Source organism: Streptomyces sp. NPDC058092 (assembly GCF_042884935.1).
GTDB lineage: Bacteria > Actinomycetota > Actinomycetes > Streptomycetales > Streptomycetaceae > Streptomyces.
In genome coordinates, this window is the sequence record NZ_JBHVSY010000017.1 from 110049 (window position 1) to 124953 (window position 14905).

16 protein-coding genes are annotated in these 14905 nt (G+C 70.4%); 7 read left to right on the top strand and 9 right to left on the bottom strand.

The window, feature by feature from the left end:
* Positions 1-106 precede the first annotated feature (106 nt).
* Positions 107-472: a YciI family protein gene (locus ACFVV1_RS26225; RefSeq protein ID WP_389993632.1), complete on the top strand. Its 366-nt coding sequence runs from the start codon at positions 107-109 to the stop codon at positions 470-472.
* Between the two features lie 41 nt (positions 473-513).
* On the top strand, positions 514-1785 hold the full coding sequence (locus ACFVV1_RS26230) for an RNA polymerase sigma factor (protein ID WP_389993635.1): 1272 nt from the start codon (positions 514-516) through the stop codon (positions 1783-1785).
* Positions 1786-1854: 69 nt separating this feature from the next.
* Here ACFVV1_RS26230 and ACFVV1_RS26235 read toward each other — a convergent pair whose 3' ends face one another.
* Positions 1855-2475, bottom strand: coding sequence for a class I SAM-dependent methyltransferase (locus ACFVV1_RS26235; protein WP_389993638.1), 621 nt, complete (start codon positions 2473-2475; stop codon positions 1855-1857).
* 100 nt (positions 2476-2575) lie between these two features.
* On the opposite strand from ACFVV1_RS26235, the gene ACFVV1_RS26240 reads away from it, so the two are divergent.
* On the top strand, positions 2576-3241 hold the full coding sequence (locus ACFVV1_RS26240) for a hypothetical protein (RefSeq protein WP_389993641.1): 666 nt from the start codon (positions 2576-2578) through the stop codon (positions 3239-3241).
* 52 nt (positions 3242-3293) lie between these two features.
* Positions 3294-3659 carry a hypothetical protein gene (locus ACFVV1_RS26245; RefSeq protein WP_266748003.1) on the top strand — a complete coding sequence of 122 codons (366 nt, stop codon included), beginning with the start codon at positions 3294-3296 and terminating at the stop codon, positions 3657-3659.
* Here ACFVV1_RS26245 and ACFVV1_RS26250 read toward each other — a convergent pair.
* Positions 3656-4924, bottom strand: a complete 1269-nt coding sequence (locus ACFVV1_RS26250; RefSeq protein WP_389993645.1) for a methyltransferase domain-containing protein — start codon at positions 4922-4924, stop codon at positions 3656-3658. The two genes, ACFVV1_RS26245 and ACFVV1_RS26250, sit on opposite strands and share 4 nt — an antisense overlap.
* A gap of 83 nt (positions 4925-5007) precedes the next feature.
* Between ACFVV1_RS26250 and ACFVV1_RS26255 the strand changes: the two genes are divergently transcribed.
* Positions 5008-6042 (top strand): polysaccharide deacetylase family protein, encoded by a 1035-nt coding sequence (locus ACFVV1_RS26255; protein WP_389993648.1) that lies wholly within the window; start codon positions 5008-5010, stop codon positions 6040-6042.
* Here the strand turns inward: ACFVV1_RS26255 and ACFVV1_RS26260 are convergent.
* Positions 6033-6311 carry a hypothetical protein gene (locus ACFVV1_RS26260; RefSeq protein ID WP_389993651.1) on the bottom strand — a complete coding sequence of 93 codons (279 nt, stop codon included), beginning with the start codon at positions 6309-6311 and terminating at the stop codon, positions 6033-6035. The two genes, ACFVV1_RS26255 and ACFVV1_RS26260, sit on opposite strands and share 10 nt — an antisense overlap.
* Positions 6312-6346: 35 nt before the next feature.
* A complete protein-coding gene (locus tag ACFVV1_RS26265) occupies positions 6347-6820 on the bottom strand; it encodes a DUF6234 family protein (RefSeq protein ID WP_389993654.1) in 474 nt (157 codons plus the stop codon).
* 329 nt (positions 6821-7149) lie between these two features.
* Here ACFVV1_RS26265 and groES point away from each other — a divergent pair, with 329 nt between their 5' ends.
* Both groES and groL read left to right on the top strand, forming a co-directional pair.
* Entirely contained in the window at positions 7150-7458 is a 309-nt protein-coding gene (groES, locus tag ACFVV1_RS26270; RefSeq protein WP_093540722.1) for a co-chaperone GroES, read from the top strand.
* 99 nt (positions 7459-7557) lie between these two features.
* Positions 7558-9183 carry a chaperonin GroEL gene (gene groL, locus ACFVV1_RS26275; RefSeq protein WP_389993657.1) on the top strand — a complete coding sequence of 542 codons (1626 nt, stop codon included), beginning with the start codon at positions 7558-7560 and terminating at the stop codon, positions 9181-9183.
* 180 nt (positions 9184-9363) lie between these two features.
* On the opposite strand, the gene ACFVV1_RS26280 is transcribed toward groL, so the two are convergent.
* The 5 genes from ACFVV1_RS26280 to ACFVV1_RS26300 form a co-directional block, all read right to left on the bottom strand.
* On the bottom strand, positions 9364-10392 hold the full coding sequence (locus ACFVV1_RS26280) for a hydroxyacid dehydrogenase (RefSeq protein WP_389993660.1): 1029 nt from the start codon (positions 10390-10392) through the stop codon (positions 9364-9366).
* A gap of 35 nt (positions 10393-10427) precedes the next feature.
* A complete protein-coding gene (locus ACFVV1_RS26285; RefSeq protein ID WP_389993664.1) occupies positions 10428-11282 on the bottom strand; it encodes a carbohydrate ABC transporter permease in 855 nt (284 codons plus the stop codon).
* Positions 11279-12172 (bottom strand): carbohydrate ABC transporter permease, encoded by an 894-nt coding sequence (locus ACFVV1_RS26290; protein ID WP_389993667.1) that lies wholly within the window; start codon positions 12170-12172, stop codon positions 11279-11281. Before ACFVV1_RS26290 ends, ACFVV1_RS26285 begins: the two co-directional genes overlap by 4 nt.
* Positions 12172-13500 (bottom strand): ABC transporter substrate-binding protein, encoded by a 1329-nt coding sequence (locus tag ACFVV1_RS26295; protein WP_389993670.1) that lies wholly within the window; start codon positions 13498-13500, stop codon positions 12172-12174. The genes ACFVV1_RS26290 and ACFVV1_RS26295 overlap by 1 nt, the downstream gene beginning before the upstream one ends.
* Before the next feature lie 168 nt (positions 13501-13668).
* On the bottom strand, positions 13669-14754 hold the full coding sequence (locus ACFVV1_RS26300) for a substrate-binding domain-containing protein (RefSeq protein ID WP_389993673.1): 1086 nt from the start codon (positions 14752-14754) through the stop codon (positions 13669-13671).
* Positions 14755-14905: the final 151 nt, after the last annotated feature.

The window sequence follows — 14905 nt, forward strand, 5'->3', positions numbered from 1 at the left end:
AAGATTCTCAGAAGAATTCCGGTGGAGCTGTCGATCCGGGCGTCTCCCGTTCGACGCAAGGGTGAGAGGCGGGGAAGGACCCCGCCCTCCCGACCGAGGAGTCACCATGCCCCGCTTCATGTCGCTGATCCGCATCGATGAGCAGAACCTCCCCACCGAGAACCCGGGCCCCGAGTTCGAGAAGCGCATGGGCGCCCTCTTCCAGGAGATCACCAAGGCCGGAGTCATGCTGGAGACGGCCGGGCTCACCCCGACCTCCCAGGGGACCAGGGTCACCTGGTCCGGCGGCAAGCTCAGCTACACCGACGGCCCCTTCACCGAGACCAAGGAGGTCGTCGGCGGCTACGCCATCCTCCAGGCCAAGGACAAGGCCGAGGCCCTGGAGTGGACCAAGCGGTTCCTGCAGGTCCACCCGGAGAACTGGACCGTCACCTCCGAGGTCCGCCAGATCGACGAGGCCCCGAGCATCTGACCGGCCCCGCTTGCCGCGTTCCCGCCCGGCTGCTCTGATGGGTGACCGTGACGGCAGCAAGCGCGCAGGCGGCGGTCGAGGCGGTCTTCAGGATCGAGTCCGCGCGGATCATCGCAGGTGTCGCCCGCATCGTGCGGGACGTGGGCATCGCCGAGGAACTCGCGCAGGACGCCCTGGTGGCCGCGCTGGAACAGTGGCCGCAGTCAGGTGTCCCGGACCGGCCGGGCGCCTGGCTCATGGCCACCGCCAGACACCGCGCGATCGATCTCGTACGCCGCAAGGAGACGTACGCGCGCAAGCTCGCCGAGGTGGGACGGGACCGGGAGGACGTGCCGCCGCCCGAGCCCCCGGAAGCGGACGACATCGACGACGACCTGCTCCGGCTCATCTTCACCGCCTGCCACCCGGTGCTCACCACCGCGGCCCGGATCGCCCTCACCCTGCGGCTGCTCGGCGGGCTCACCACGGAGGAGATCGCCCGCGCGTTCCTGGCCCCCGAGCCGACCGTCGCCCAGCGCATCGTCCGGGCGAAACGGACCCTGGGCCGGGAGGGCGTCCCCTTCGAGGTGCCGTACGGACCCGAGCGCGCCGCCCGCCTCGACTCCGTGCTCGAAGTCATCTACCTGATCTTCAACGAGGGGTACGCGGCGACCGCGGGCGACGACTGGCTGCGCCCGGCGCTGTGCGAGGACGCCCTGCGGCTGGCCCGGGTCCTCGCGGGCCTGATGGAGCGGGAGCCCGAGGTCCACGGCCTGGTCGCGCTGCTGGAGCTCCAGGCCTCGCGCACCGCCGCCAGGACCGGGCCGGACGGTGCGCCGGTGCTCCTCGCCGACCAGAACCGGGCCCGCTGGGACCACCTGCTGATCCGGCGCGGCGTCGCGGCCCTGGAACGGGCCGTGGCGGCGACGGAGGAGGGTGCCGGTCTCGGCCCGTACACCGTGCAGGCCGCGATCGCCGCGTGCCACGCCCGGGCAGTGACGTACGAGGACACGGACTGGACCACCATCGCCGCCCTCTACGCCCGCCTCGCCGCGATCGCACCGTCCCCGGTCGTCGAGCTGAACCGGGCGGTGGCGGTCTCCAAGGCGCGGGGCCCGGCGGCCGGTCTCGCGCTCGTCGACGCGCTGGCCGGCGACCCGGCGCTCAAGGACTACCACCTGCTGCCCAGCGTCCGCGGGGACCTGCTGGCCAGGCTGGGACGTACGGACGAGGCGCGGGCGGAGTTCGTACGGGCGGCGGGACTGACCCGCAACGAACGGGAGCGCGCGCTGCTCCTGGACCGCGCGGCAGGTACGGACCGCGCCGGCCGATGAGCTCCGGGCGCCGGACGGCACACCGGCCTGAGGCACAGCCACACCGGCCCAAGGCACAGCCACACCGGCCTACGGCACGGCCACGCCCATCGACTCGGCCGCCATCGCCTTCGGTGCGCCCTTCTCGTAGAACTCGTCGAGGTCGACGATCGTGAACCCCGCGGCCGTCAGCATCTCGGCGACCGGCCGGGTCAGGCGGCACCCGGCGAAGAGCCGCCGCTCCAGCGGATCGAGGCGGCGTTGCCAGCGGCGTACGTTCTCGTCCTCCTCCGGTGCCAGACCGTGCTCCAGGAAGTGCAGGGTCGCACCGGGTTTGAGGACCCGGCGCACCTCGCGCAGCGCCGCGTCGGCGTCGGGGATGGTGCACAGCGCCCACGTCGACAGGGCGCCGTCGAAGGTGTCGTCCTCGAACGGCAGGTACTGGCTGTCCAGACAGGCGCGCCGCACCAGGGTGTGCCCCGCGTCGATCCGGTCCCGGGCCAGCTTCCAGCCGAGATCGGACGGCTCGACCGCGGCCACTTCGGTGACGGCATCCGGGTAGTACGGAACGTTGTGTCCGGAACCGAACCCGATCTCGATGATCTCGCCGTACAGGCCCTCGCAGACCCGGCGCCGCAACGGTTCGACCTGCTTCATTCCGCCGACGGCATCGGCGATCCGGGGCACGATCCGTTCGGCATAGAACCCCATCGCGAACCTCCGTGTGTCCCTTTCCAGCATGGCACCGCGGCGGCCCCCGCGCACCGTGCCGCCCGCGGGGCGAGGGCGCGCGGTCGGTAGGGTCTGGCCCATGTTTCGCCGCGTACAACTGCCGCCGCCGCCACCGCCCGTGGAGATACGTTCCTGGCCCGACCGCGAGGCGATGCTCGCCGACCGGGCCGTGGTGCTCGGGGAGTTGGTGAGGGTGCATGTCTCACCGGTACGACTGGTGACGCTGTGGCTGTGGGGAGCGCTCTGTGCGCTCGGCTGGTCGCTGGTGAGCGCGGCGCTCATCACGTTCGAGGAGACGTACGACATCTTCAGCGCCCTCCTCGGCGTGATCGTCGCCGTCATGGGCGCCTGCTGCGCGGTGCCGGCGATCGTCTTCGTCGTCATCGGCCTGCGCCGCGACCACGAGATCCGCCGACTGCTCAGCGCCTGGGGCCAGTTGGACCGCGATCCGGTACGGGACGCGCGGCTGCGGATGCCGGGCGTCAGCCTCGTCTGGCTGCTGATGTCCTTCACGCTGTGCGCACTCGGGCTGTACGCGTGCATCGCCGTCCCGGCGACCGCCGAGGCGGCCCAGGACAGTTTCGGGCTGGTCGCTCTGGTCACGGGACTCGGGATGACCGGCTGGAACATCGGGCTGATCGGCATCATCAAGGCCTTCGCGCACCGCCGTTGGGTGCTGCGGGTGCTGATCGGGGCGCCCGCTCCGGAGCCGCTGCTCTCCGTCGGGGGCGGCGCGCACCGCTGAGTCCGGACCTATCCTGACCGGTACCTGAGTCGCACAGGGGGAGGAGTGTCACATGGAGTGGTACTGGTGGGTGCTCATCATCTTCTGGACGGGCGGCTTCGGGTGGGCTGTCGACAACGTCCGTACCGCACTGCGCAACCGGCACACCCGCAAGCTGGAGCTGCTGGAGGCGGCCAAGCAGGAGCGGCTGGCCGTCGAAGCGGCCCACCGGCCGCCGGAGCCGGTCTGCGGCTGCACGCACCATCTCGCCAAGCACGACAAGCGGGGCAAGTGCCATGAGCGGGTCGAGGTGCCGACGGCCTGGGACGAGTCGAAGAAGCCGGTCCGCTTCGAGTCGGGGCAGTGCAACTGCCAGCAGTACGTGGGTCCTCAGCCGCTCTCCCAGGTGTACGCCGAGGACCTGACCGACCTGGCCTAAGACGCCTCCGGCCGCACGGGGTGACCGATCAGCATCGTCGGGGCCCCGGCCACCCGGGTCAGGAAGACCGTCGCGGCGTTCGGCCCCTGGAGCTTCATCCTGCGGCGCAGCTCCTCCGGCTCGACGGCCGAGCCGCGCTTCTTCACCGTCAGGACGCCGACCTTCCGCTCCCGCAGCAGCGCCTTCAGTTTCTTCATGTTGAACGGCAGCCGGTCGGTGATCTCGTACCCGGTGGTGTACGGGGAGTCGTACGGCTCGTCGCTCGTGACGTACGCGATGGTCTCGTCGATCAGCCGGCCGTCGCACCGCGCCACGATGTCGGCGACCAGATGGGCGCGGATGACGGCCCCGTCCGGCTCGTACAGGTAGCGGCCGACCGGCCCCACGGGCGGGGCGGGCAGCGGAGCCGCGGACGACAGGGTGGCGCGGGCCGGGAGCACGGTGGCGCGGTACGAACCGGGCGCGAAGCCCTCGCCGAACCAGAGCACCGCCTCCTTCACGTCGCCGCCGTCCGAGATCCACTCGGCCTCCGCCCGTGCCGGGATCGCCTCGTGCGGGATGCCGGGGGCGATCTTCAGCGCGGCGCGGGGGGCGCCGAGCGCGGCACCGGTCGCCCAGGAGAGCGGCGGTGAGTACGCCTCGGGGTCGAAGATCCTGCCCCTGCCGCCGCGCCGGGCCGGGTCGACGAAGACCGCGTCGTACGGCGAGGTGTCGATCTCGGTGACGTCGGCGCACCGCACCTCGATCAGGCCGTCCAGGCCGAGCGCGGCGGCATTGGCGCGGGCCACCTCGGCGGTCAGCGGGTCGCGGTCCACGGCGAGGACGGAGATGCCCGCCCGCGCGAGCGCGATCGCGTCGCCGCCGATCCCGCAGCAGAGGTCGGCGACGCGCCGCACCCCGCCCGCCGCCACGAACCGCCGCGCGCGATGGGTGGCCACCGACGTACGGGTCGCCTGCTCGACGCCGTTCGGCGTGAAGAACATCCGGTACGCGTCCTCGGCGCCGAATTTCGCCACCGCCCGCTGGCGCAGCCGCGCCTGCCCCAGCGCCGCCGAGACCAGGGGGGCCGGGTGGTCGCGGCGCAGCCGGGTGGCGGTGGCGAGCTCCTGGGCGGGGTCGTACGACCGCAGCTCGTCCAGGAGCGCCGCACCTTCGGGGGTGCGCAGGGCCATGAAGGAGGCGAGGGGGGAGTCGGCGCCGGACGGGTCGTTCGGGCTGCTCGGGTCGTTCGGGTCGTTCGGAGCGAGAGCGTTCACCCGCCCCATTGTGAGCCAGCCGGGTTGACCGGCGGACCCGGCGGCGGTGTCGGGCGGGGGGTGCCCATCCCCTGCTGGCAGGATGCGACGCCATGCGTCTTGTACGACAAAAGGAAGAATTAGCCGTGAAGCGGAACGAATCGGTTGCGCGCGCATCCGGGCGCGCACGACGGCCCGGCGGGCACCGGCCCGTCTGCGCGGTCCTGGCCGCGCTCCTGATCGCCGCCGTCGGCTCCGGCTGCGCCTCCGGGACCGACGGCCGGGCCGACGCCGAACACCGCGCCCGGCCCTCCGCCGGACTCCCGGGCGGTCCGGGACTCCCGGGTGGTCCCGGGCAGATGGCAGGCCCCGAGCGGCCGGCCGGGCAGGGCCGCGCACCCGCCGGTCCCTATGAGAACGCGAAGTTCGGTCCGGCCGTACGGGCGGCCCTCGCCAAGAAGTGGAGGCTGGACCGGCCACCCCTGATCGCACCCCCGCCGCCCGCCGTCAAACCGCACATCACCACTCGGGAGGGCTTCGAGGTGAACGGCGGCGACGACTCGCTGCCGCCGGTCTTCACCACCGTCCCGACCAAGGACCGGGTCGTCTTCCTGACCATGGACGACGGGTCCGAGAAGGACCCCGAACTGCTCCGGATGATGGACGAGCTGGACATCCCGTACAGCGCCTTCCTCAGCGACTCGGAGGTGCGCGACAACTACGGGTACTTCGGGGAGGCGCAGCGGCTGGGCGTCGGCCTCAACAACCACACGCTCAGCCACCCGTACCTTCCCGGACTCTCGTACAGCGAGCAGAAGCGCGAGATCTGCGGCCAGCAGGCCATCCTCGAGAAGCAGTACGGGAAGCGCCCCGTCCTCTTCCGTCCGCCGTACGGCAACTACAACGGGGACACGCTCCGGATCGCGAAGTCCTGCGGCATCGAGGCCGTGCCGCTCTGGAACGCGGAGGCGTTCCCGGACCACATGGAGTGGCGCGGGGACCAGGACCTGCGCCCCGGCGACATCATCCTCACGCACTTCCGGGGCCGGGGGGCGTGGGGCGCGGACATGGCCGACCTGGTCCGCGCGGTCATGAAGACCGTCACGGACCAGGGGTACGCCGTGGCCCGGCTGGAGGACTACGTATGAGAAGGGCGTACCGGCTGCTCGCCGGCCTGCTGGCAGCCGGTGCGCTCCTGACCACCACTGCCGGGTGCGCGCAGTCGGTCGCCCCGATCGAACGTCTGGGCCGCAAGGCCGCACAGAAAGTGACCCACTCGGGGCCGGCCCCCGCGGCGGGCCCGCAGACGCATCCGCACGGTGATCGGGGTGATCGCAGCGGCCGCCGTGACCGCCGTGACCGCCGTGACCGCCATGACCACGGTGACCACGGTGACCACGGTGACCACGGTGATCACGGGGCGCCGGGATCGCTGGTCGTCATCGCCTGCCCTCAGCCGCCGGAGTCCAGGCACTCGTGGTTGTCGCCGCCGCTGAGGCACTGGTGGCCGGACCGGCCGGGATCGCCCGAAGGGGTGGAGGCCGGCGCCGGGTGCGAGCGGCGGTAGTCCTCGTGCCCGACGTGCACCGTCGCCACGCACAGCAGGAGCACGACCGGGATCTGGATCGCCCCCGCCCAGGGCCAGTTCTCGCGGATCAGCACCACGGCGATCAGCGCGACCACCGCCGCGATCGCGCCGAAGACGAGGACGGGCGTCCAGTCCATCGGCGGCGGGCCCGTCGTCTCCGGACCACCGGGGTCCCACCGCGACAGGGTCAGGGAGTGGGCGGCGACCGCGCAGATCAGCCCCTCCAGGAGCAACAGCAGCAGACCCAGCACCACATCGAGACAGCCGTTCACGGCGCGCGAGCCGTGCCGGGGCCGCGGGGGCCGTGGAGTCGACTGCCGGGACGGAGATTCGGACATGTTCACACGGTTGTACGGAACGCCGCGGTCCGTACGACCGTTGTCCCAGTGTTGTCCAGAACGTTGTCCAGACTGTTGTTCGAGCGGTGCCCCGGTCGGCGCGTGGCGCAGGGCGGGAGCGGGGCGCCGGTGGACGCCACGACCGCGTGAATTGGCACTCCGCTTGACCGAGTGCTAATCGCGGTCATAGTCTCGGTGCTGGCACTCACCACTGGAGAGTGCCAGCAGTACTGTGCGACTGGCAGGTCCGGCACCCGCGACGACGGATCCACCTGGTCGCCACCCAAAGACTGTTACCCCGTGAGATCTCCGAAGGGGGAGACCGGATCGTGTCGACCGCCAGCACCAAGGTTGCGATCAAGCCGCTCGAGGACCGCATTGTGGTCCAGCCGCTCGACGCCGAGCAGACCACGGCCTCCGGCCTGGTCATTCCGGACACCGCCAAGGAGAAGCCCCAGGAGGGCGTCGTCCTGGCCGTGGGCCCGGGCCGCTTCGAGAACGGCGAGCGCCTTCCGCTCGACGTCAAGACCGGCGACGTCGTGCTCTACAGCAAGTACGGCGGCACCGAGGTGAAGTACAACGGCGAGGAGTACCTCGTCCTCTCGGCCCGCGACGTGCTCGCGATCATCGAGAAGTAATTCACCCACGTTTGCTTCTGTTCTGCGCCCCTGGCCCCCTGCGAATAACCAGCCGGGTGGCCGGGGGCGCAGTTCGTTTGAGAGGAAAGCTCACCAGCCATGGCGAAGATCCTGAAGTTCGACGAGGACGCCCGTCGCGCCCTTGAGCGCGGCGTCAACAAGCTTGCCGACACGGTCAAGGTGACGATCGGCCCCAAGGGCCGCAACGTCGTCATCGACAAGAAGTTCGGCGCTCCCACCATCACCAACGACGGTGTCACCATCGCGCGCGAGGTCGAGCTCGACGACCCGTACGAGAACCTCGGTGCCCAGCTGGTGAAGGAGGTGGCGACCAAGACCAACGACGTCGCGGGTGACGGTACGACCACCGCCACCGTGCTGGCCCAGGCGCTCGTCCGCGAGGGTCTGCGCAACGTCGCCGCGGGTGCTTCCCCGGCCGCCCTGAAGAAGGGCATCGACGCCGCGGTCAAGGCTGTGTCCGAGGAGCTCCTCGCGACCGCCCGCCCGATCGACGACAAGTCCGACATCGCCGCCGTGGCCGCGCTCTCCGCGCAGGACTCGCAGGTCGGCGAGCTCATCGCGGACGCGATGGACAAGGTCGGCAAGGACGGTGTCATCACCGTCGAGGAGTCCAACACCTTCGGTCTGGACCTCGAGTTCACCGAGGGCATGGCCTTCGACAAGGGTTACCTGTCCCCGTACATGGTGACCGACCAGGAGCGTATGGAGGCCGTCCTCGACGACCCGTACATCCTGATCCACCAGGGCAAGATCGGCGCGATCCAGGAGCTGCTCCCGCTGCTGGAGAAGGTCATCCAGGCCGGTGGCTCCAAGCCGCTGCTGATCATCGCCGAGGACGTCGAGGGCGAGGCCCTGTCGACCCTCGTCGTCAACAAGATCCGTGGCACCTTCAACGCCGTCGCGGTGAAGGCCCCGGGCTTCGGTGACCGCCGCAAGGCCATGCTCGGCGACATCGCCACCCTCACCGGTGCGACCGTCATCGCCGAGGAGGTCGGCCTCAAGCTCGACCAGGCCGGTCTGGACGTGCTGGGCACCGCCCGCCGCGTCACCGTCTCCAAGGACGACACGACGATCGTGGACGGCGGCGGCGAGCCCGGCGACGTCAAGGGCCGGGTCAACCAGATCAAGGCCGAGATCGAGGCCACGGACTCCGACTGGGACCGCGAGAAGCTCCAGGAGCGCCTCGCGAAGCTGGCCGGCGGCGTGTGCGTGATCCGTGTCGGTGCCGCCACCGAGGTGGAGCTCAAGGAGAAGAAGCACCGTCTGGAGGACGCCATCTCCGCGACCCGCGCCGCGGTCGAGGAGGGCATCGTCTCCGGTGGTGGCTCCGCTCTGGTCCACGCCGTCAAGGTCCTCGAGGGCAACCTCGACAAGACCGGCGACGAGGCCACCGGTGTCGCGGTCGTGCGCCGCGCCGCCGTCGAGCCGCTGCGCTGGATCGCCGAGAACGCCGGCCTCGAGGGCTACGTCATCACGTCGAAGGTCGCCGAGCTCGACAAGGGCCAGGGCTTCAACGCCGCGACCGGCGAGTACGGCGACCTGGTGAAGGCCGGCGTCATCGACCCGGTCAAGGTCACCCGCTCCGCGCTGGAGAACGCCGCGTCCATCGCGTCGCTGCTGCTCACGACCGAGACGCTGGTCGTCGAGAAGCCGGCCGAGGAAGAGGCCGATGCCGGTCACGGCGGCCACGGCCACTCGCACTGACGCGTAGCTCCGCCCAGCCACTGAGGCCCGGTACCCCGTCGCGGGGTACCGGGCCTCTGGCGTGTGCTGCCCCGTGACGGGGGATCCGCCCGCACACCAGGCCCGTTCGGCGATTGAGGAGCGGGGTCCGGGCAGAGCCCCGGTTCAGGGAATGGGGCGGGTACGGGACAAAGCCCCGCGTCACGCCGAGCGCGGCAGCGTTCCCGCCAGCACCGGAGCCGCGAACGGCAGGCCGGTCGCGTACCGCTCCAGCTCGTCCAGCGCCTCGTCGGCCATCCGGTACAGCTCATTGCCCAGCGAACCCGCCACATGCGGAGTGAGCAGCACATTCGGCAACTCGTACAACGGTGAATGCGCGGGCGGAAGTTCGGGCTCCGTCACATCCAGCACCGCGTGCAGCCGCCCGCTCGTCAGCTCGGGCAGCAGCGCGCCCTCGTCGATGAGCGAACCCCGCGCCGTGTTGATCAGGGTCGTCCCGGTCGCCATGGCCGACAGCTGCGCCGCGCCGATCAGATGGTGCGTCTCGGGGAGCTGCGGCGCGTGCACCGAGACGACCGAGCTGCTCGCGCACAGCTCGTCGAGCGAGGAGAGCCGGGCGCCGAGCCGCGCTGCCTCCGTGACGTCCACGTACGGGTCGTACAGCAGGACGTCCAGATCGAAGGGGCGCAGCAGCTCGATCACCCGGCGGCCGATACGCGAGGCGCCGATGATGCCGACCGTGCGGCGGTAGTTGCCGGTGCCGTCGAGCTCCGCGAGCCAGTCGTGCTCGGTGCGCAGCGCGCGGTAGCGGTCCGCGGAGTGCAGGACGCGCTTGTTCGCGAACAGGATCGCGGCGAGGGTGAATTCGGCGACCGGCAGCGCGTTGGCCCCGGCCGCCGAGGTGACGGCGATCCCGCGCTCCCAGCAGGCGTCGGTGATGTGGTGCTTCACGGAACCGGCCGCGTGCACCACGGCCCGCAGCCGGGGCGCGGCCGTCAGCACCTCGGCGGTGAGCGGCGTCGCGCCCCAGCAGGTGAACAGCACCTCGGCATCGGCGAGCGCGGCGGCCACCTCGGGCGTCGGGTCGGCCAGGTCGTGGGCGACGAGGTGCGGGTCGGTGCGGGTGAGGGCGGTCAGCCGGGTGCGGTGGTGGTCGGTGAGGAGGCGTGCGGCGATGCCGGGGCCCATCGCGAGCAGGGCGGCCGGCCGGTTGTCAGTGGCGTGGGGCATGGTGGAACTCGTACTCCTCAGGGCTCGCGCGAGAGTCACTTGACGCTGCCGGCGGTCAGACCGGCCTTCCAGTGCCGCTGCAGCGAGACGAAGGCGACGATCAGGGGGATGACGGCGAGGAGGGAGCCGGTGACGACGAGCGGATAGAAGCTCGGCTCGCCGTGCGTGTTGGTGTTCCAGGAGTACAGACCGAGGCTCAGCGGGAACAGCTTGCGGTCCGAGAGCATCACGAGAGGGAGGAAGAAGTTGTTCCAGATCGCGGTGAACTGGAAGAGGAAGACGGTTACGAAGCCCGGCATGACCATGCGCAGTCCGATGGACCAGAAGACGCGCAGCTCGCCGGCCCCGTCGATACGGGCGGCCTCCAGGGCCTCGTTCGGTATGTAGCCGGCGCTGAACACCCGGGCGAGATACACGCCGAACGGGTTGACGAGCACCGGGATCAGCACGGACCAGTAGGTGTTGACCAGGCCGGTCTTGGAGGCCAGGAGATACATCGGCAGGGCGAGCGCCGTGGTGGGGACGAGCACGCCCATCAGCACGAGGCCGAAGAGCTTCTCCTTGCCCCGGAATTCGTACTTGTCGAAGGCGTATCCCGCGGCGACGCAGATCAGTGAGCAGACGATCGCCCCGCCGCCCGCGTAGAAGAGGCTGTTGAGGTACCAGCGGAAGTAGATGCCGTCGCCGTAGGAGGCCAGATTCGACAGGTTCTCGCCGAGGTTGAAGCCGTCGAAGGAGAACGCGTTGCCCGCGAGCAGCCCGCCGGTGTCCTTCGTGGCGGCGGTGACCAGCCAGACGAGGGGGAAGAGCATGTAGACGACGGCGAGCAGGAGGAAGCCGTTGACCGCGGTCTTCGACATCCAACGACCGTGGGAAGCGGGGGAGTTCATGCTTTCTTGCCCTTCCGGCCGGTGAAGCGGGTGACGACGAAGGACAGCAGCGCGGCCGTGAGCGCCAGCAGGATGGAGGCCGCCGCGGCGAGACCGTAGTCGTTGCGCTCGAAGGCCGCGGTGTACGCGTACATGTTCGGCGTCCAGGTGGAGGAGACGGCGGAGCCGGTCCCCTTGTTGAGGATCAGCGGTTCGGTGAACAGCTGGAGCGAGCCGATGACGGTGAACAGCGCGACCATCACGACCGAGGCGCGGATCAGCGGGACCTTGATGCTGAGGGCGACGCGCCAGGCACCCGCCCCGTCGACCGTGGCCGCTTCGAGTACGGAGCGGTCGATGGCCTGCAACGCGGCATAGAAGATCACCATGTTGTAGCCGAGCCACTCCCACAGGGCGATGTTGACGACGGAGGGGAGGGCGCCCTCGGGCGAGAAGAAGTCGAAGCCGATACCGCCGGACTCCATGGCGCTGACCACCGGGCTGAGCTGGGGTGTGTAGAGGTACACCCAGATCAGCGCGGCGATGATGCCGGGCACGGCGTGCGGCAGGAAGAGCGCGAGCTGGAAGAACCGGCGGGCGCGGGCCAGCGTGGAGTCCAGCAGCAGGGCGAGGGCGAGGGCCCCGATGAGCAGCAGCGGAATGTAGAACAGGCAGTATCCGAGGAGTACGCCGAAGCCCTCGCGGAACGCCCGGTCGCCCAGGGCCGCCGTGTAGTTGTCGAGTCCGCTGAAGACGGTCTCGGTGCCGCCGAAGCCCAGGCCGGACTGTTTCTCGGTGAACAGGCTGAGCCAGACCGCGTATCCGATCGGCAGCACCATGGCCACGGTGAACAGTGCGAAGAAGGGCCCCAGCAGGATGGCGGCGGCTCTGGTCGTCCGGGCGCGTTTCATCAGCCGGCGTCCTCGACCTTCAGACCGCGCTTCTTCAGCTCGGCGACCGTGGCGTCGTGCGCGGCCTTCACGGCGTCCTTGATGGTGGTGCCACCGCTCGCGACCTTGCCGAACTGGTCCTTCATGGTGGTGTTCGTGGTGCCGGTCGTCGGGCCCCAGTTCCAGTCCGGGCCGATGGACGCGGCGGCGTCCTCGAACACCTGGTAGATGTCCTCGCCGCCGTAGAACCCGGCGTCGAAGGACTTCTTCGCCACCGGGCGCAGCGCCGCCGCGGCCGGGAAGGCGCTCGACGTGCCGGACTCGATGCGGGCCTTGATGCCTTCCTCGGTGGTCGACATCCAGGTGGCGAACTCGACCGCGGCCTCGGCCTTCTTGCTGGTCTTCGTCACCGCGAAGGTGGAGCCGCCGAGCATGCCGCTGGCCGGCTTGCCGTCCCAGCTGGGCATCGGGGCGACGGCCCACTTGCCGCTCTGCTCGGGCAGCGTGCCCTTGAGGACACCCGCGCCCCAGGCGGCGCCGAGGTAGCCGACGGTGCCGCCGTTCTTGAGGGAGTTGGTCCACTCGGGGCTGAACGAGGCGTTGGCGCGGATCAGGTCGTCGTCGAGCAGACCCTGCCAGTAGTCGGCGACCTTGTTGGTGGCCGCGTCGGCCGTGCTGACCTTCCAGGTGTCGCTCTCGGGCTTGTACCACTGGGCGCCGGCCTGCCAGGCCATCGCCTGGAACGTGGTCGGGTCGTCGGGGAAGAAGGTGCCGATCCGGGCCTTCTTGTCGGCCTTCTTGATCTTCTCGGCGGCCTTGCGGAACTCGTCCCAGGTCTTGGGGACCTCGACGCCGTACTTCTCGAACAGGTCCTTGCGGTAGTAGAACGACTGCGGCGAGGCGTCGAACGGGACGGCCCAGTTCTTGCCGCCGAGCGTCGTCAGCTCGACCGCCTGCGGCAGCAGCTTCTTCCTGATGTCTTCGGTGAAGTACTGGCCGATGTCCTGGAGCGCGCCCTGACTGACGTACTCCGGAAGCTGCGGGTACTCGATGGAGACCAGGTCGGGGGCGTTGCCCGCCTTGACCGCGTTGGAGATCTTGGCGTAGCCGCCCGCGTTGCCGGACGGGATCTCCTCGAACACCACCTTGATGTTCTTGTGCGAGGCGTTGAACGCGTCAACGACCTCCTTGGACCCCTTGGTCCAGCCCCAGAAGGTGATGCTGACGGGTTTGCCGTCGCTTCCGGCGGCGGTTTTGCCGTCGCCGCCACCACCACAGGCCGTGAGAACGGCGAGGGCGGTGGCGGCGCCGACTACGGCGAGGGACGTTCTGCTCGAACTGCGGCTCACAGCGAGGCTCCTGAACAGGCGACGACATTGGCGTTGGCCGTGATCCTTGGACCAGCCGTGACCGAAGTCAAGAGCGAAAGAGCGATTGATCGAAAAAAGATCAGAAAAGTTGCGTACGGAAGTGTGTGGAACGCCCTGTGTGAGGGAACGCGGGGCCCGCGGGAACGCCTACGAGAGGGGCGCTCCGCACGAGTCCCGGACCCGCAGCTGCGGCAGCAGCATCAGATGGCGCCGTGGTGCGCCCCCGCCCTGGCCGAGCCGCTCCACCAGCAGTTCCGTCGCATGGCGGCCCACGTCGCGCTTGGGCGGTGCCACCGCTGTGAGCGGGGTGTCCGCAAGAGCCGCGACCTCGTCGTCGTAGGCGATCAGCGCCAGGTCGTCCGGCACTCGTACGCCCAGTTCGGCGAGGCGCTGCACGACCTGGATCGCGTCCACGTCGTTGTGGATAAGCGCCGCCGTCGCCACGCCCGAGTGGACCGCCTCGCGCAGCGCCCGCACGGCCTGGTCGAACGTGTCCGGAGCGAGTTCGGCCGGTACGGACTCGATCACGTCCTGCGGCGCGCGCAGTCCGAGCACGGCCAGGGCCTCCGCGTACCCGGACCGCACCGCGAGGGCGGTCGGCGAGTCCGCCCGGGCCATCAGGAGCGGCGCCCCGTGCCCGAGATCCACCAGGTGGCGTACGGCGAGCAGCACCCCGTGCGCATGGTCCGAGCAGACCCGGTCCAGGCCGTCCAGCGGGGAGCCGGCGGTGGGCCTGCGCTCCAGCAGGACGGTCGGCACGGGCAGCGAGGCGATCCAGTCGCCGAACGCGGCGGGGTCGCCGGGGTGCTGCCAGCCCGGTGCGATCAGCAGCCCCTCGGCGCCCGCGGAGAGCAGCCCCTCGGTGCGGCCCTGGTCCTCCTGCGGCCGGTAGTCGGAGATCCGCAGGATCAGCCGGGCACCCGCCCCGGCGGCCGCCTCGTGGGCCCCCCGGATGACCTCGGAGAAGTAGTACGTCGACGAGGGCGCGAGCATGCCGAGAACCAGGCCGCTGCCGCTGCCACCGGGCCCCGCGGCAGCGGCAGCGGCCTGCGGCCAGGACACCGAGCCGTGGACCCGGTCGAGCAGGCCCCGGCCGGCCAGCTCCTCCACGTCCCGGCGCACCGTGACGGGGGAGACCCCCAGCTGCGAGGCGAGATCCGAGACCCGGGCCGAACCCCGTTCCCGTACCAGCCCCAGCAGGCGGTCATGACGTTCAGCAGCACTCTCGCGCACGGCAGCAGTCCCCTCGCAGTGTGTGGCCCGGCCCCCGGTCCGGCCGGTGCCGGGGCCGTGGTCCGACCCTAGACCAAACGTGATCGAACGATGGGAGTTTCGATCATTCAAACGCAATCCATTGACGTTCGATCAATCCGAGTCCAGGATT